The following is a 14,971-nucleotide window of genomic DNA, read 5'->3' as shown; positions in this document are numbered from 1 at the left end:
CGTTTTGTGACTAGTGAGCCGTTCGGGCGGCCTGTCTCCTGACTTGCCTTGGCGGCGGGCGTCAAATCTGTAAAATTCCTTTCACGACCGGGACCAGTGCTTCGCCGATCTTGCGGGTATTGGCTGCGTCCAGATGCCCGCCATCGGTCGGGTCGGCGGTGGCCACGGACGCCGCATCAAAGAAGTGGCAGCCATTCTCCTCCGCTACACGCGTGTAGTGCCGCGCGAAAAGCTGCGACTCCTGAAGCGCGTGGCCCCAAAGGTCGTTGAACCAGTCGTCGTTGGTCTTCACCAGATGCGTTGGCGACATCAGGAGAATCTGCGGAACGGCGTAGTCGGCATTGTAGTCGTGGTTTTTCACCAAGTTGACGAGGCGCTGCATGCCAAGGGCTGCATCAAAGGCGCGGCAACGGTTGGCATATTTGATGTCGTTGGTGCCCAGCATGATGATAACCAAATCAAGCGGCTGGTGCGTGGCGAGAAGCATGGGCAGAGCCACGGCACCGTTGCGCTCCGCCTCGCAGATGGGATCGGGAAACACCGTGGTCCGCCCGTTCATCCCCTCCTCGATCACCCGGGCCTTTCCGCCAAGCCCGGCGGCGAGCACGTTGGGCCAGCGGTTCTCGAAGGCATGGCGCCTGAAGGTGCCAGCTTCAAAACCCCAGGTGAGCGAGTCACCGAATGCGAGAATGGATTTCATTACGGCCCTCTGTTCTCTTGCAACCTGTCGGTTGGGCGTGTGCGGCTCGGCGTCACGGACATGATCCTCACACCAGCATCAGCCCCGGCTCTTCGAGATACAGCTTGATCGCGTTGATGAACTCCGCGCCCAGTGCGCCGTCGATGCAGCGGTGATCTGTCGAGAGTGTCATGGTCATCTGCTGTTCGATGACGATGTCGTTGCCCCGCACCACAGGACGCCGTGTGCCGGTGCCGATCGCAAGGATCGAGGCGTGGGGCGGATTGACGATGGCGGCGAAATTCGAGACGTTCAGCATGCCCATGTTGGAGATCGCCGACGAGCCGCCGGTGTATTCCTCGGGCTTCAGCTTGCGGTCCTTGGCGCGCTTGGCGTAGTCCTTCATTTCGGTTGAAATCTGCGCGAGGCCCTTGCTCTCGGCCTTGCGCACCACCGGGGTGATGAGGCCGCCGGGGATCGACACGGCGATGCCGATGTCGGCGTGCTTGTGCTTCACCATGGCGCTGTCGGTCCAAGACACATTGGCATCCGGCACCTTGATCAACGCCATGGCCATGGCCTTGATGATGAAGTCGTTGACCGAAATCTTCCAGGCGGGCAGGCCCTCCTTGTTCTTCGGTGCCGTGCCGTTGAGGCGTTCGCGCAGGTCCAACAGGTGATCAAGCGTCACATCCACCGAGACGTAGAAGTGCGGGATCGTCTGCTTCGATTCCGTGAGGCGGCGGGCGATCACCTTGCGCATGGAGTCATGCGGCACGAGGTCGTAGGAGCCTTCGGCGAAATTGCGCAGGACTTGCGCATCGGAGGGCGGCGCGGCGAAAGCGACCGGGGCCGCGGCAGGTTTCGCGGCGGGTGCGGCACCTGGCTTGGCATTCTCCACGTCGCGCGAGACAATGCGGCCATGGGGGCCGGAGCCCTTCAGGGCCGCGAGGTCGATGCCCTTTTCCTTGGCAAGGCGGCGGGCCAGCGGCGAAGAGAAAAGGCGCGACGCCGCCGGATATGGGTCTTCGTCTCCTTGGGCCTTGGCCGCAGGCGCCGGACTCTTTCCTCCCCCGCCAACGATCACCGCTCCTCCTCCGGTGCTTTCGCCGCCAGCTTTCGCCGCAGCGGTTGAAGGCGGCTTGACGGCGGCGACGGAAACATCCCCCGCCTTCTCACCCTCAGCCAGGATCAGTGCGATCGGCGTGTTGACGAGCACGTCGTCCGTGCCCTCCGGTACCATGATCTTGCCCAGTGTGCCCTCGTCCACGGCTTCCACTTCCATGGTGGCCTTGTCGGTTTCGATTTCGGCGAGAATGTCGCCGCTCTTCACCTTGTCGCCTTCCTTCTTGAGCCACTTGGCAAGCTTGCCCTTCTCCATGGTTGGAGACAGTGCTGGCATGAGAACGGTTGCGGCCATGGAATGCTCCGTGTGCGGAAGGTTTATGACTTGTTGGCGAGGACCGAGTTCTGGGCGGCGGCCTTGGCGAGGCCTTCGTTCAGCGTCTTGCGGATTTCCTCAAGGTTGCCGGCGGTATTGCCGTGGCCCATCTCGGCCATGGCGCCCGCCACCTGCGCCGCCATCCCGGCAAGCACATGGCCCCAGATGTCGGCCTTGCCGAAGGCCATGGCATGCAGCGACAGGCTCAGGTGTCCGCCGGTGATCCAGGCGCGGGCAATTTCGCCCGCCTTCGGATCGTGGAACACCTCATGGGGAGGCTGCAGCTGGTGCGGATGGATTTCCTTGGAGTGGTCGTGGTGATGATGTTCGTGGTGATCGTGGTCGTGACCCTTGGCCATTCCTGTGTACCTTCTCTTCTATTGTCATCCCCGGGCTCGCCCCGGGGACCCACTGTTCAAAATGACGGCTGTCCCATCACGAGGTTGGATAGGCACCCCGCAATGAATGCGGGGTGACAGCCTAGTTTGCGTAGACCACACCCTTCACCGCCGCGATAACATCGTCGACGTTCGGCAGGGCGAGTTTTTCCAGGTTGGCGGCGTAGGGCATGGGAACGTCCTTGCCGGCCACGCGCGCCACGGGAGCGTCCAGATAATCGAACGCGTGTGTCATGATTTCGGCGGCGAGTTCGCTCGTCACCGAGAAGCGGGGATAGCCCTCCTCCACGCAGACGCAGCGGTTGGTCTTGCGTACCGATGTCAGCACCGTTTCAAGGTCGAGCGGACGGATGGAGCGGAGGTCGATGATTTCGCAATCAATGCCTTCCGCCGCCAACTTGTCGGCCGCCGCATGGGCATAGGTCATGCCAATGCCGAAGGAGACGATGGTACAGTCATTGCCGGGCCGCGCGATGCGTGCCTTGCCGATGGGCACCACCCAATCATCCAGCTTCGGCACGTCGAAGCTCTTGCCGTAGAGGATTTCGTTTTCGAGGAAGATCACCGGGTTGGGATCGCGGATGGCGGCCTTCATCAGGCCTTTCGCGTCCGCTGCCGTGTAGGGCATCACCACCTTGAGGCCGGGGATGTGGCCGTACCAGGCGGCGTAATCCTGGCTGTGCTGGGCGGCGACACGCGCCGCCGCGCCATTGGCGCCGCGGAACACAATGGAACAGCCCATCTGCCCACCCGACATGTAGAGTGTCTTGGCGGCGGAATTGATGATCTGGTCAATCGCCTGCATGGCGAAATTGAAGGTCATGAATTCCACGATGGGCTTGAGTCCCGCAAAGGCAGCGCCCACGGCAATGCCCGTGAAGCCGTGTTCGGTGATCGGCGTGTCGATCACGCGCTTGTCGCCGAACTCCTCCAGCATGCCTTGGGAAATCTTGTAGGCGCCCTGATACTGGCCAACTTCCTCGCCCATGAGGAACACGTCCGGGTCACGGCGCATTTCCTCGGACATGGCGGCGCGGATGGCTTCGCGCACCGTCATCTGCACCATCTCGGTGCCTGCCGGAATTTCAGGATCGGCGGGTGCGGGTTGTGACGCTTTCACGGCAGCGACGGTTGCCTGCATCTCCGCATGGGGCTTGGTGTGGCTTTCGGCACCTTCGTAGGGCAGCGTGCCGGGTGCATGGGCTGGTGGCGGCGCTGCGGCATCCGCCTCTCCGATCACGGCAATCGGCGTGTTGACTTTCACGCCTTCGGTTCCGGCAGCAATCAGGATCGCAGTCAGCGGGCCCTCGTCAACAGCCTCGACCTCCATGGTGGCCTTGTCGGTTTCAATCTCGGCAATCACGTCGCCCGGCTTCACCGCATCGCCGACGTTCTTGAGCCACTTCGCAAGTTTGCCCTCTTCCATGGTGGGGGAGAGCGCGGGCATGAGGATGGTAGGCATTCTATTTCTCGCTCCTCACGCGTTCACGTAGATGTCGGTCCACAGCTCGGATTCATCCGGCAGCGGATCGTTGGTGGCGAAGTCGGAGGCCTTGGTGACGATGTCGCGGATTTCCGCGTCGATCTTTTTCAGGTCTTCCTCAGAGGCGCGCTTGGATTTCAGGAGACGGGCCTTCACCTGCTCAATGGGGTCCTGCTCCTCGCGCATCTTCTGCACCTCTTCCTTGGTGCGGTATTTCGCGGGGTCGGACATGGAGTGTCCGCGATAACGATAGGTCATCATCTCAAGGATGTAAGGCCCTTCGCCGGAGCGGCAGTGTTCGGTGGCGCGGTCGGCGGCTTCCTTGACGGCGCGGACGTCCATGCCGTCCACCTGCTCGGCCGGAATGCCGAAGGCTTCGCCCCTTGCGCCAAGGGCTTCCGAGGCAGCGGTGGAACGGGTTGCCGCCGTGCCCATGGCATAGCGGTTGTTCTCGATCACGAAGATCACCGGCAGCTTCCAGATCGAGGCCATGTTGAAGGTTTCGTAGACCTGGCCCTGGTTGGCCGCACCGTCGCCGAAATAGGCCATGGAGACATTCGGGTTGCCGCGATACTTGTTGGCGAAGGCCAGCCCTGCTCCCAGCGGCACCTGGGCGCCGACGATTCCATGGCCGCCATAGAAATTCTTCTCGCGGCTGAACATGTGCATGGAGCCGCCCTTGCCCCGGGAGATGCCCCCCTTGCGACCGGTCAGTTCGGCCATGACGCCGCCTGCATCCATGCCACAGGCCAGCATGTGGCCGTGATCGCGGTAGGAGGTGATGACCTGGTCACCCTCGATTGCCGCCATCTGCATGCCGACGACGACCGCTTCCTGGCCAATGTAAAGGTGGCAGAAGCCGCCGATGAGGCCCATGCCGTAGAGCTGGCCGGCCTTTTCCTCGAAACGGCGGATCAGCAGCATGTCGCGGTAGGCGTTGATTTCCTCCTCCGCGGTGAAGCCGCTATTCTTGAGATCTGATGCCTTTGCGCCCTTTGGCGGCTTGTCGCCCTTGCGGGCCAAATAGGCGGATTTCACAGCCATGCACACCCTCCGTCAGTGGGTTTGTCTTAGCATTAAATGCTTGTGTGCACTTGCGAAAATGGCAATTAACCGGATTTCGGTTAATCATCGGAAAGAAAACGGGAAATCAGTCGTGCAGGCGGACGATCAGTTCGTTGCGGCGCGACAACTCAAGTTCCGTGCGGGCCAGTTCCTCCAGCATGTCGGGATCCACGCGTTCGGGACGCATCAGCGCCACCCTGGCCTCCAGGCGGTGCTGCTCGGCTTCCTCCGCAGCAAGATCGGCGATCAGTCCGGCGGATTGGGCGTGCAGCGCGTCGAGGAAGTCATAGCCGCGCGGGCCCTTCATGCCATGCCAGGCGAAGTAGCTGAGAAGCACGAGGCACCCCAGCGTTACCAGCATGTCGAATCTCTGGATGCGCCTGATCATGCCCCCAAACATGCCGCGGGCATTCTTAACAGTCCGTAAACCATTGCGCGCATTCGTCGCTTGCGACATTGCGCGTGTGCGATGGTGCTTGATTTTCCCGCCAGAAGTTACATTTATGGAACACCATGCTGTCCTCCAGCCGTTTCATCGTCGCAATTCATGCCCTCTCGGTCCTCGCCCGCAACTCGGGAAAGGGTCCGGTGTGCTCCAACATGATTGCGCAGAGTGTCCACACCAACCCGGTGGTCATCCGCCGGTTGATGTCGGAACTCGAAAAGGCATCGCTCGTGGCCTCAACGTCGGGGCGCTCCGGAGGTTTCAGCCTCGCGCGCCCTGCCCCGCAGATCACGCTGGCGGATGTCTATCGCGCGGTGGAAGACGAAGCCGTGTTCCGCATGCACAAGCTGGATCCCGAGGCGGCCTGCCCGGTTGCAGCACAATTGAGCAAGGTGCTCTCGCCGCCATTGCGCGCGGCTGAATCGGCGATGACCATGTCACTCCAGCTCACGACGCTGGACGATGTCTCCCAGGCGATCCACTAAATCGTTCTACAACCGGGTTTTGCCAGTCGTTTGTCAGCCATGATCTGGCAGAAATCGACTTACCGGCGATGCTTGATTGTCTCAAGCCTTGCCGTGTACCCTCGGAACCAGGTCTTGAGCGTTTTCACCTGAGCTGCCGTCTCGAGAGCGAGCTTGGCCTGGTTCCACCCTTTCCAATTGCCCGCCGGACATGTCCACTGAACTCACCCGCCGCTCGTTCATTACCGCCCTCGTCCTGGGGGCGAACGTGCTGGCGCCACCGGTCCGCGTCCTCGCCAGTGACAATGACAGCGGGGGTGGCGGAGGGGGATCGAATAGCAGCGGCAGCGGGTCCGGTAACAACTCATCCAACAGCCAGGGCGACGATGACGATGACAAGGATGAGGACAACGGCTCGTCCGAGGCCAACAAGGCGAAGGATGCCGTTTCCCAAGGCAAGGCCGTCCCGCTCAGCGCCCTGATGGCCTTTCTGAAGAAGTCCTATCCGGGCAAGGTGCTCGATGTGGACCTCAAGCGGTCGTCTGGAAGTTATCAGTACCGTGTCAAGATTCTCCAGTCGTCCGGCAAGGTTGTGCGCCTTCGCCTTGATGCCCTCACATTGCAAACGCGATAATTCCCCATGCGTGTCCTGATTGCCGAAGATGAAGCCACCGTCGCCAAGGCTGTTGCCGCGGCGGTCACATCAGCCGGATTTGTAGCCGATATTGCGCCCGATGGCGAAGACGCCTGGTTCAAGGGATCGACGGAGGACTACGCCGCCATCATCCTCGATCTCGGCTTGCCCGGACTTGATGGCTTGTCGGTGTTGCGGCGCTGGCGGGCGGAAGAATTGAAGACCCCTGTCATCATCCTGTCGGCGCGCGGCACCTGGGCGGAACGCGTCGATGGCATCGATACCGGCGCCGATGACTACCTGCCCAAACCGTTCGAAATGGAAGAATTGCTGGCGCGGCTCCGGGCCATCATCCGGCGCAGTGGCGGGCTTGCTTCCTCGGTGCTCGAAGTGGACAGGCTGAGGCTGGACCTCAAGGCAGGCAAGACGACGCTTGATGGGCGCAACATCGAACTCACGCCACTGGAATTCCGGCTGCTGCATCACCTTGCCCTTCATCCGGGTGAGCAGGTGAGCAAGGAGGAATTGTCCGAGAAACTTTACGCCGTGAACCATGAGCGCGACCCGAATGCGGTCGAAGCTCTGGTCAGCCGGCTGCGGCGCAAACTGGGTGCCGGCATCATCGAAAACAAGCGCGGCTTTGGCTACAGCCTCGCCCTGAAGGCGGGATGACGGGCTTGCTGCGCGGCGGGGCATTGCGCTTTCGACTGGTGCTGCTGGCGGCGGTGGCGATCAGCGTGCTGCTCATCATCGCGGGCGTGGCTTTCTCATACCTGTTTGAAAACCATGTGAACCGTTTCGTGGTGCGGGAACTCACCACGCATTTCGAACAACTCGTGACGTCCCTCTCCTACGACGCGACCGGCAAGCTGCAGAGTACGTCGGCGCTCAGCGATCCGCGCTTCTCCCAGCCGCAGGGCGGCATGTACTGGCAGGTCGATGAACAGGGCCAGCCGCCGCTCCGCTCACGCTCCATGTGGGACGAGAGCTTTGCCGTGCCGACACCGCCTTCTGAGCCGGAAGAAGATCACGCGCACATTCTCCGGGGTCCGGGCGGTGCGGATGTGCTGGGCCTCGAGAAACTGATCTTTCTGCCGGATGCCGCGGGCAAGGAGCACAAGCTTGTCATCACCGTGGCCATGGAGCGGGCGCGCGTGCAGGATACCGTGTCCGGTTTCGGCCGCCCGCTGATCGCCGGTCTTGCGTTGCTCTATGGCGCGCTGATGGCTTCGGTGCTTCTCGTGATTTTCCTGGGACTGCGGCCGCTGCACATCCTGAAGCAGGCGGTAGAGGCGCTGCGCACCGGAGAGGCACGGCGCATCATCGGCACACATCCCGAAGAGGTGACACCGCTTGTCAGCGAAGTGAATGCCCTGGTGGAGGCCCGCGAAAAGCAACTTGAACGGGCGCGGCAGCGGGCGGGAAACCTGGCCCATGGACTGAAGACGCCGCTCACGGTCTTGACAAACACGGCGGCGCAACTCTCCGGCCGCGGACAGAAGGAGGAAGCGGGCCACATCCGCCTCGCTGTCGATCAGATGCGCGATCTCGTGGACCGGGAACTGGCCCGCAGCCGCATGGCGGCCGGCGTCAGCAGCCACCGTTCGCCGCTGTTGCCGGCAGCGGAACGCGTGGTGGAAACGCTGAAACGGGCGCCGCGCGGAGATGCGATTTCGTGGACGGTCGACATTCCCTCCAGCACGCATCTCGCCATCGACAACACTGATTTGCTGGAACTGCTGGGCAATCTGCTCGACAACGCCCGCAAGCATGCCACAAGCGCGGTGAAAATCATGCACGACGGCAAGATGCTCACCGTTGAGGACGACGGCCCGGGCGTGGCAGCCGAGAAACTTTCCACCATCACCCGCCGCGGCGTGAAGCTGGACGCGCTGGCGCCGGGAACCGGCCTGGGCCTTTCCATCGTCAGCGACCTCGCAGAGGTCTACGGTTTCACGCTGGACTTCGAAGCTGCGGAGTCGGGCGGCCTGAAGGCGCGCGTGGGATTGCCCGCGTTGAACTGAGGCAATCCATTTCTCCCTGACATTTGAACGAAACGATGTCGGTCAAACAGAAAGGCCCGCCGGTTCCGGCGGGCCTTTGCGGTTCGGTGGCCTGTGCTTCAGCCCTTGAGGATCGCCCTGCCCTGGTACTGGGCGGAGGGGCCGAGTTCTTCTTCGATGCGCAGGAGCTGGTTGTACTTCGCCAGCCGGTCCGAGCGGGCGAGCGAACCTGTCTTGATCTGTCCGCAGTTGGTGGCAACGGCGAGATCGGCGATGGTCGAATCTTCCGTCTCACCCGAGCGGTGCGACATGACGGCGGTGTAGCCGGCCTTGTGTGCCATCTCGACGGCTTCCAGCGTCTCGGTGAGGGAACCGATCTGGTTCACCTTGACGAGAATGGAGTTGGCGGTCTTCTTGCTGATGCCGTCCCTCAGGCGCTTGGTGTTGGTGACAAAGAGATCGTCGCCCACCAGTTGCACCTTGGCGCCGATCAGGTCCGTCACCTGCTTCCAGCCATCCCAGTCGTCCTCGGAGAGGCCGTCCTCGATCGAGATGATGGGATAGGCCTTGGCGAGCTTCGCCAGATATTCCGCCTGTTCCTTGATGGAGCGCGTGACGCCTTCCCCCACGTAGACATACTTGCCGTCCTTGAAGAACTCGGTGGCGGCGCAATCGAGCGCAAGGCAGATGTCCTGTCCGGCCTTGTAACCCGCCTTCTCGATGGACTGCATGACGAAGTCGAGGGCCGCTTCCGCAGACGGCAGGTTGGGCGCGAAGCCGCCTTCGTCGCCGACGTTGGTGTTGTGTCCGGCCTTCTTCAGCGCGCTCTTGAGCGTGTGGAAGACTTCCGCGCCCATGCGGAGCGCTTCCTTGAAGGTGGGGGCACCCACCGGCATGATCATGAATTCCTGGAAGTCGATGGGATTGTCGGCATGAACACCGCCGTTGATGATGTTCATCATCGGAACAGGAAGGATGCGGGCCGAGGCACCGCCGACGTAGCGGTAGAGCGGCAGGGCCGCGGCATCGGCGGCGGCCTTGGCCGTGGCCAGCGAGACGCCGAGGATGGCGTTGGCGCCGAGGCGGGCCTTGTTCGGTGTTCCGTCGAGGGCGATCATGGCGCGGTCGATGCCGATCTGGTCTTCCGCATCAAGGTCGGCGAGGGCTTCATAGATTTCACCGTTCACGGCAGTGACGGCCTTGGAAACGCCCTTGCCGAGGAAACGGAACTTGTCGCCGTCGCGGAGTTCCACCGCCTCGTGTGCGCCCGTGGAAGCGCCAGACGGAACAGCGGCGCGACCGAAAGACCCGTCTTCCAGAGTCACATCCACTTCCACCGTAGGGTTGCCGCGGCTGTCGAGGATTTCGCGGGCTGTGATGTCCAGAATGGCGGTCATGAAAGGCTCCTTGGCGCTCAAATCGTTGGTCCGGCGGCGCTTATGAGCAGCTTCGACCGGGATTGCAAGAATTTTGAGGGGCGCACCTCATGGTGAGGGGCGCACATCAGGCAGACCGGGGCGTTGCTTCCAGCCTGCGCTGCGATCTGCTAAGGAATGCGGGGCGGGGCGACTGTTTGACTGGACAAACCATGCCTCACCCTGCTGGCGCTGCGCCTCCTTCGACATGGAAACAGAGACGGCGCAAGGCCGTGAAGAATACCGGCCGATGGGTGACGCGCAATCTTGCGGCGTTCCTCGGAAAGCAATCGCTGGTGGGCGATCTGCCCGTGATCGAGACCGCCCTCTTCCCGCATCTTCAGGTGTTCGTCGACAACTTTCAGACAATCCGGGGCGAGGCTGAGACGATCCTCAAACACCGCGATGCCATTCCGGCCTTCCATGATGTCTCTCCCGACCAGCACAAGATTTCGACGGGCAAGAACTGGCGTACCTTCATCCTCTACGGTTTCGGTGAGCGGTTGGAGAAGAATTGCACGCAGGCACCAGTCACCGCGAAGCTGCTCTCTGAGGTGCCCCATCTCCAGACGGCGTGGTTCTCCATCCTTTCGCCCGGCTATCACATCCGCCCTCACCGTGGGGTGAGCAAGGGGATCCTGCGCGCCCATCTCGGCCTGATCATTCCAAAGGACGCGGAGAAGTGCCGCATCCGTGTGGGGGATGTCATCAAGGTGTGGCGGCCCGGCGAAATCTTCGTGTTTGATGATACCTATGAGCATGAGGTGTGGAACGACACGGACGAGGAGCGCGTGATCCTGCTCTTCGATTTCGACCGCCCGATGCGTGCCCTCGGCCGCGCCGTGAACAACAGCTTCATCCGCTTGATGAAGCTGACGGCCTTCTACCAGGAGCCCAAGAAGAACATGGCGAATTTCGAGGCGCGCTTCGAGGCGGCGGCGAAACGTTACAACGACAATCTGGAGAAGATGTCACACGAGGACTGAAATCCCTCAGGGCGACACTTCCGTCCATGTGGCATTCCAGAATGTTTCAGGGGCGTCACGCAGGGTGCGTTGTGCGCCGAGGCGCGGACGGTCGGGCGGAGTATCAGCGGTGCGGCGCTGCAGTTCGGCCTTTGCCATTTCCACATGGGATGGATTACGCAGGATAGCCACTGCACCTGCCGCCAACGCCTGCACGGCCATGAGCGGTCCCGGAAAACTCGCGGGATGGCCGGAGAGTGCCGTCCAGGCCCAGTGGTGAATGGGCACCTGTTCCGGATAGGCCCAGTTCACGCGGCCCAGCGGCACGCGCCACGAGACTTCACCGTCATCCTGTCCATAGTAGTCCTCGCCCGTATTGAAATAGCGGGTGGTGCGGTCGAGTCGCATCGGTTCGCCCGGAGCGCAGGAGGCGGTGAGTTCTGACATGAACGCCACATCATCGGTTGACCATTGCGGCGGGCCGACGTCCTTCATGCAATCTGCGAGGACACGTCCCAGTACATCGTTGGGCAGGTAGCCGCGCGTTTCCGAGATGAACTGCTCACGCCAGCGGAGGCCCTGCTCTGCCGCGATCCGTTCCGCCGTTGCAATCATCATGCCGTAAGCGGCGCGGGCCTGGTTGATATGGGGTGCACGGGATTGATACCAGACCCGCACTTCGTCTGGCGTGATGCCAGGTGTCACGCCGGCGCGGCGGAGAACGTGGCGGAATTGCCCAGCGGCAAAATCGCGGCGGCCGGTCCGTTCCACTTCGGCGACAAATGCTTCAGCGGCGAGCAAGGCGTTGGCGGCGGTCTTGAAACCTGCGTGACCGGCGCGGCCCAGGAAGACGAACTCCCCCATCACAACGGATTGGCAGGGACGTGACAGTGCGCCCGTCTGGTAATCGCCGTGGGAGGTGAGGACCACGTCCACATCGTCGAAAGCGCCCGCATCGAGAAGCGCGATCTTGCCCCACAGGATTTCCTCGGCGGGGCAGCCGATGACGCGGATTTCGCCGCCACCCTCTCCTTCCGCCAGCGCGGCAGCTGCGATGATGGCGGCGGCGGTGTTGGCGGGTCCGATGTGGTTGTGACCGCAGGCGTGGCCTGCTGCGAGGGGAAGCGGCGCGTAGGTGTCTTTCGCTTCGGCAGCGAGGCCGGGCAGCGCGTCATATTCGGCGAGAATGGCGACGACAGGGCCGTTGCCTTTGCGCTTCCGGGCCACGAAGGCCGTGGGGATATTGCCCGGTGCATCGCCCACATCAAATCCATGATCCGACAGGAACCGGCGCAGGCGTGCAGCGGAGCGGTATTCCATGCCAGGCAGTTCGGGATCTTCCCACTGGGCGCGAAACAGATTTTCGATGTGCGGCTTCAGGCGCGCGACGTGCTTGGCCACCGCGTCATGGGTGGCGGCGTTCATGTGCTGGCCACACCGAACTGGCGCAGCGCCAGCATCATGACGGCGTGGGCTGGCGTGTCGCCGATGTTGACGATCTTGTGGGGAACGTCGGCGCGGTAGCGCAGCGCCTCGCCGGTGCGGGCAATACGGGTCTCGCCACCTGTCGTCACCTCAAGTTCGCCGGTCACGACGTAGAGATGTTCAATGGTGCCCGTGGGGTGCGGTGACGACTCGAGCACGCCCTTCGGCTTGGCGTGGAAGTCGTACCACTGGAAATAGTCGAGGAGGTTGAGCGGCCCGGCAATGGCGAGGCGGCACAGGCCGTCCTGGCTCTCCAGAATCGGCACCGCGGATTTCTGCTGGTGCTCCATAAACAGCGACTGGGTCTCGCCGCGCAGCACTTCATCCACTGTCGTGTCGAGGGCGCGGGACAGCTTCACGACAGTCGAGAGCGTCGGGTTGGTTTCGTTGCGCTCGATCTGCGAGATGATCGACTTGGCGACGCCGGACTGTTCGGAGAGTTCGCCGAGCGAGAGGTTGTAGGCCTTGCGCAGGCGCTGGATGGTCTTGCCCAGGTCAGCGGACTTGTCTTCGGCCTCGGCCGCGCCTTTCGCCGCCCGGCCGCCGTTACCGCCCTGTCCTACCCGCCTTGACATCCGCCGCATCCTTCATTAAATCCGCTGTTCGGAATAACGAACAACCCGTTCTGACTTGTTGATATTGCCGAAGTTGCCTGAAATGCAGGGCTTTTTCAACTAGAAACGATGGGAATGGTCAACCGGGCGGTTCTGTCCGGTGAACCGAACAAGGGAGCGATCAGATGCGGTATTTCCCGATTTTCGTCGACCTGCAGGGCCGCCGGGTGGTGGTTGTTGGCGGTGGCGAGGAAGCGTTGCGCAAGGTGCGCCTGCTGCTCAAGACCGATGCCGTCATCGAAGTGGTCGCCCCGCAACTGCACGCGGAACTGGCCGAGAGCTCGCGCGTCCATTGGGTCGGCACGGAATTCCGCCCGGCCCTGCTGGATGGTGCGGCGCTCGTGTGCTCGGCTGACAAGGCATTGAATGCGCAGGTGAGTGCCGAGGCGCAGGCCCGGGGCATTCCCGTCAACGCCGTCGACGAAGCTGATATTTCCACATTCATCGTTCCTTCGATCGTGGACCGCGACCCGGTTGTTGTTGCCATCGGCACGGAAGGAACAGCGCCCGTGCTCGGACAGAGCATCCGCGCCAAGATCGATGGTCTCCTGCCCCACAGCCTCGGCAAGGTTGCCGCGCGGGCACAGGGATTGCGGGAGCGCGTGGCCAATCTCGTTCCTGCGGGAAACCGCCGGCGCGCCTTCTGGCACGATTTCTTCTTCGGGGGGCCGCGGGCGGCCCTTGAACAGGACGACGACGTTGCTTTCGACCTTGCCTTCCACGATGCGGTCTATGCGCAGTCAAAGCCTGCCCAAGGTCGGGTGTCGCTGGTGGGTGCTGGCCCCGGTGATCCGGAATTGCTGACGCTGAAGGCGCACCGGAAGCTGCAGGAGGCCGATGTCATCGTCTATGACCGGCTGGTCTCGCCCGGTGTGCTGGAATTGTCGCGCCGTGACGCGGTGCGCATTCCCGTGGGCAAGACGCCTTTCGAGGCTTCACCGAAGCAAGCCGAAATCAATGCCATTCTCCTGCGCGAGGCGGGCAAGGGACTTCATGTCGTGCGCCTCAAGGGTGGTGATCCCTACATGTTCGGCCGGGGCGGCGAAGAACAGGCAGCGCTGGAAGCCGTTGGCATTACCGTCGATGTGGTGCCGGGCATCACAGCTGCCATGGGCTGTGCGGCGGCGGCCAAGCTGCCGCTCACACAGCGCGGTCAGAACCGCGCCATCACCTTCCTCACTGCCGCGAGTGACTCCGGACTTGCCGATCACGATTGGCAGGCGCTGTCCAAACCCGGCCAGGTGTTCGCGATCTACATGGGTCTCAACGCCGCTGGCGATGTATCTGCCCGCCTGCTTGCCGCCGGTATCCGCCCCTCGACGCCGGTGACACTGGTGGAGAACGGCACGCTGCCCACGGAACGTGTCGTGGAAACGACCATCGGGCAACTGTGGGAGTGCGTGCACACCCACGGCCTGAGCGGCCCCACCATCATCTACGTCGGTCTGGCCAAGGCCGGCGCGGCGACCATCGCTTCTGCCGATATCGTCCCCTTCCCCGTTCGCGAAGACATCCGCGACGCCATCCTGAGAGCTGCATCATGAATGAAATCGAAAAGGGTCAGGTGATGACCGCAAACCGCTTGCGGGACGGCGAGGTCGTGTTCCTCACCCGTGCCGGCGTGTGGAGCGAGAAGATCGATGACGCCGTTCTGGCGCTCGAACCGCAGGCCAAGGCGGCGCTGGAAACGCGCGCCCTCGACGATGTGAAGAAGACCCTCGTGACAGGCCAATATTTCTTCGATGCCGAGCGCATCAACGGGCGCATCCGCGCCAACCATTTCCGCGAGCGCGTGCGGACACTCGGCCCGAGTGTTCGTCCCGACCTCGGCAAGCAGGCCAACGGCACAGCCGGCGGCTTTCCCGTCTTCAAGGATTGAG

16 protein-coding genes are annotated in these 14,971 nt (G+C 62.6%); 7 read left to right on the top strand and 9 right to left on the bottom strand.

The features are described from left to right. Window positions 1–61 precede the first annotated feature (61 nt). The 6 genes from IPM06_14950 to IPM06_14925 all read right to left on the bottom strand — a co-directional run bounded on the left by IPM06_14950 (window position 62) and on the right by IPM06_14925 (window position 5,454). Window positions 62–700, bottom strand: coding sequence for an SGNH/GDSL hydrolase family protein (locus IPM06_14950; GenBank protein ID MBK8771720.1), 639 nt, complete (start codon window positions 698–700; stop codon window positions 62–64). 67 nt (window positions 701–767) lie between these two features. After that, entirely contained in the window at window positions 768–2,099 is a 1,332-nt protein-coding gene (locus tag IPM06_14945) for a pyruvate dehydrogenase complex dihydrolipoamide acetyltransferase (protein ID MBK8771719.1), read from the bottom strand. Between the two features lie 23 nt (window positions 2,100–2,122). Then, window positions 2,123–2,479: a DUF5076 domain-containing protein gene (locus IPM06_14940; protein MBK8771718.1), complete on the bottom strand. Its 357-nt coding sequence runs from the start codon at window positions 2,477–2,479 to the stop codon at window positions 2,123–2,125. Between the two features lie 121 nt (window positions 2,480–2,600). Next, complete coding sequence (locus tag IPM06_14935) at window positions 2,601–3,980, bottom strand: pyruvate dehydrogenase complex E1 component subunit beta (protein ID MBK8771717.1); 1,380 nt, start codon at window positions 3,978–3,980, stop codon at window positions 2,601–2,603. Between the two features lie 15 nt (window positions 3,981–3,995). Then, on the bottom strand, window positions 3,996–5,045 hold the full coding sequence (pdhA, locus tag IPM06_14930) for a pyruvate dehydrogenase (acetyl-transferring) E1 component subunit alpha (protein MBK8771716.1): 1,050 nt from the start codon (window positions 5,043–5,045) through the stop codon (window positions 3,996–3,998). A gap of 106 nt (window positions 5,046–5,151) precedes the next feature. Beyond that, the gene (locus IPM06_14925) at window positions 5,152–5,454 is read right to left on the bottom strand and encodes a septum formation initiator family protein (GenBank protein ID MBK8771715.1); all 303 of its coding nucleotides are present in this window, start codon (window positions 5,452–5,454) and stop codon (window positions 5,152–5,154) included. A gap of 125 nt (window positions 5,455–5,579) precedes the next feature. On the opposite strand from IPM06_14925, the gene IPM06_14920 reads away from it, so the two are divergent. From IPM06_14920 to IPM06_14905, 4 genes are all read left to right on the top strand, one after another. Then, complete coding sequence (locus IPM06_14920) at window positions 5,580–5,996, top strand: Rrf2 family transcriptional regulator (protein MBK8771714.1); 417 nt, start codon at window positions 5,580–5,582, stop codon at window positions 5,994–5,996. Window positions 5,997–6,186: 190 nt separating this feature from the next. Beyond that, window positions 6,187–6,609, top strand: a complete 423-nt coding sequence (locus IPM06_14915; GenBank protein MBK8771713.1) for a hypothetical protein — start codon at window positions 6,187–6,189, stop codon at window positions 6,607–6,609. Between the two features lie 6 nt (window positions 6,610–6,615). Then, a complete protein-coding gene (locus IPM06_14910; GenBank protein ID MBK8771712.1) occupies window positions 6,616–7,281 on the top strand; it encodes a response regulator transcription factor in 666 nt (221 codons plus the stop codon). Then, window positions 7,278–8,633 carry a HAMP domain-containing histidine kinase gene (locus IPM06_14905; protein ID MBK8771711.1) on the top strand — a complete coding sequence of 452 codons (1,356 nt, stop codon included), beginning with the start codon at window positions 7,278–7,280 and terminating at the stop codon, window positions 8,631–8,633. Before IPM06_14910 ends, IPM06_14905 begins: the two co-directional genes overlap by 4 nt. A 98-nt stretch (window positions 8,634–8,731) precedes the next feature. On the opposite strand, the gene eno is transcribed toward IPM06_14905, so the two are convergent. Beyond that, window positions 8,732–10,009 carry a phosphopyruvate hydratase gene (eno, locus tag IPM06_14900; protein MBK8771710.1) on the bottom strand — a complete coding sequence of 426 codons (1,278 nt, stop codon included), beginning with the start codon at window positions 10,007–10,009 and terminating at the stop codon, window positions 8,732–8,734. Between the two features lie 251 nt (window positions 10,010–10,260). On the opposite strand from eno, the gene IPM06_14895 reads away from it, so the two are divergent. Continuing rightward, window positions 10,261–11,013 carry an aspartyl/asparaginyl beta-hydroxylase domain-containing protein gene (locus IPM06_14895; GenBank protein ID MBK8771709.1) on the top strand — a complete coding sequence of 251 codons (753 nt, stop codon included), beginning with the start codon at window positions 10,261–10,263 and terminating at the stop codon, window positions 11,011–11,013. Window positions 11,014–11,019: 6 nt separating this feature from the next. Here the strand turns inward: IPM06_14895 and IPM06_14890 are convergent, their stop codons facing one another. Together IPM06_14890 and IPM06_14885 are read right to left on the bottom strand one after the other, a co-directional pair. Beyond that, window positions 11,020–12,417, bottom strand: a complete 1,398-nt coding sequence (locus tag IPM06_14890; protein MBK8771708.1) for an amidohydrolase — start codon at window positions 12,415–12,417, stop codon at window positions 11,020–11,022. Next, on the bottom strand, window positions 12,414–13,052 hold the full coding sequence (locus tag IPM06_14885) for a helix-turn-helix transcriptional regulator (GenBank protein ID MBK8771707.1): 639 nt from the start codon (window positions 13,050–13,052) through the stop codon (window positions 12,414–12,416). The genes IPM06_14890 and IPM06_14885 overlap by 4 nt, the downstream gene beginning before the upstream one ends. Before the next feature lie 164 nt (window positions 13,053–13,216). Between IPM06_14885 and cobA the strand changes: the two genes are divergently transcribed. Both cobA and IPM06_14875 read left to right on the top strand, forming a co-directional pair. Beyond that, entirely contained in the window at window positions 13,217–14,635 is a 1,419-nt protein-coding gene (gene cobA, locus IPM06_14880) for a uroporphyrinogen-III C-methyltransferase (protein MBK8771706.1), read from the top strand. Continuing rightward, complete coding sequence (locus IPM06_14875; protein MBK8771705.1) at window positions 14,632–14,970, top strand: DUF2849 domain-containing protein; 339 nt, start codon at window positions 14,632–14,634, stop codon at window positions 14,968–14,970. The genes cobA and IPM06_14875 overlap by 4 nt, the downstream gene beginning before the upstream one ends. The last annotated feature ends 1 nt before the right edge of the window (window position 14,971 follow it).

Source organism: Hyphomicrobiales bacterium, from assembly GCA_016710435.1.
Taxonomy (GTDB): domain Bacteria; phylum Pseudomonadota; class Alphaproteobacteria; order Rhizobiales; family Aestuariivirgaceae; genus Aestuariivirga.
This window is presented reverse-complemented; position numbering and strand designations above follow the sequence as displayed.

Bases quoted from the DNA above. Each gene is read 5' to 3' on its own strand.
- IPM06_14950 (MBK8771720.1), bottom strand. From the start codon at position 700: ATGAAATCCATTCTCGCATTCGGTGACTCGCTCACCTGGGGTTTTGAA.
- IPM06_14920 (MBK8771714.1), top strand. From the start codon at position 5,580: ATGCTGTCCTCCAGCCGTTTCATCGTCGCAATTCATGCCCTCTCGGTC.
- IPM06_14885 (MBK8771707.1), bottom strand. From the start codon at position 13,052: ATGTCAAGGCGGGTAGGACAGGGCGGTAACGGCGGCCGGGCGGCGAAA.
- IPM06_14925 (MBK8771715.1), bottom strand. From the start codon at position 5,454: ATGATCAGGCGCATCCAGAGATTCGACATGCTGGTAACGCTGGGGTGC.
- eno (MBK8771710.1), bottom strand. From the start codon at position 10,009: ATGACCGCCATTCTGGACATCACAGCCCGCGAAATCCTCGACAGCCGC.
- IPM06_14910 (MBK8771712.1), top strand. From the start codon at position 6,616: ATGCGTGTCCTGATTGCCGAAGATGAAGCCACCGTCGCCAAGGCTGTT.
- IPM06_14940 (MBK8771718.1), bottom strand. From the start codon at position 2,479: ATGGCCAAGGGTCACGACCACGATCACCACGAACATCATCACCACGAC.
- pdhA (MBK8771716.1), bottom strand. From the start codon at position 5,045: ATGGCTGTGAAATCCGCCTATTTGGCCCGCAAGGGCGACAAGCCGCCA.
- cobA (MBK8771706.1), top strand. From the start codon at position 13,217: ATGCGGTATTTCCCGATTTTCGTCGACCTGCAGGGCCGCCGGGTGGTG.
- IPM06_14875 (MBK8771705.1), top strand. From the start codon at position 14,632: ATGAATGAAATCGAAAAGGGTCAGGTGATGACCGCAAACCGCTTGCGG.
- IPM06_14905 (MBK8771711.1), top strand. From the start codon at position 7,278: ATGACGGGCTTGCTGCGCGGCGGGGCATTGCGCTTTCGACTGGTGCTG.
- IPM06_14935 (MBK8771717.1), bottom strand. From the start codon at position 3,980: ATGCCTACCATCCTCATGCCCGCGCTCTCCCCCACCATGGAAGAGGGC.
- IPM06_14945 (MBK8771719.1), bottom strand. From the start codon at position 2,099: ATGGCCGCAACCGTTCTCATGCCAGCACTGTCTCCAACCATGGAGAAG.
- IPM06_14915 (MBK8771713.1), top strand. From the start codon at position 6,187: ATGTCCACTGAACTCACCCGCCGCTCGTTCATTACCGCCCTCGTCCTG.
- IPM06_14890 (MBK8771708.1), bottom strand. From the start codon at position 12,417: ATGAACGCCGCCACCCATGACGCGGTGGCCAAGCACGTCGCGCGCCTG.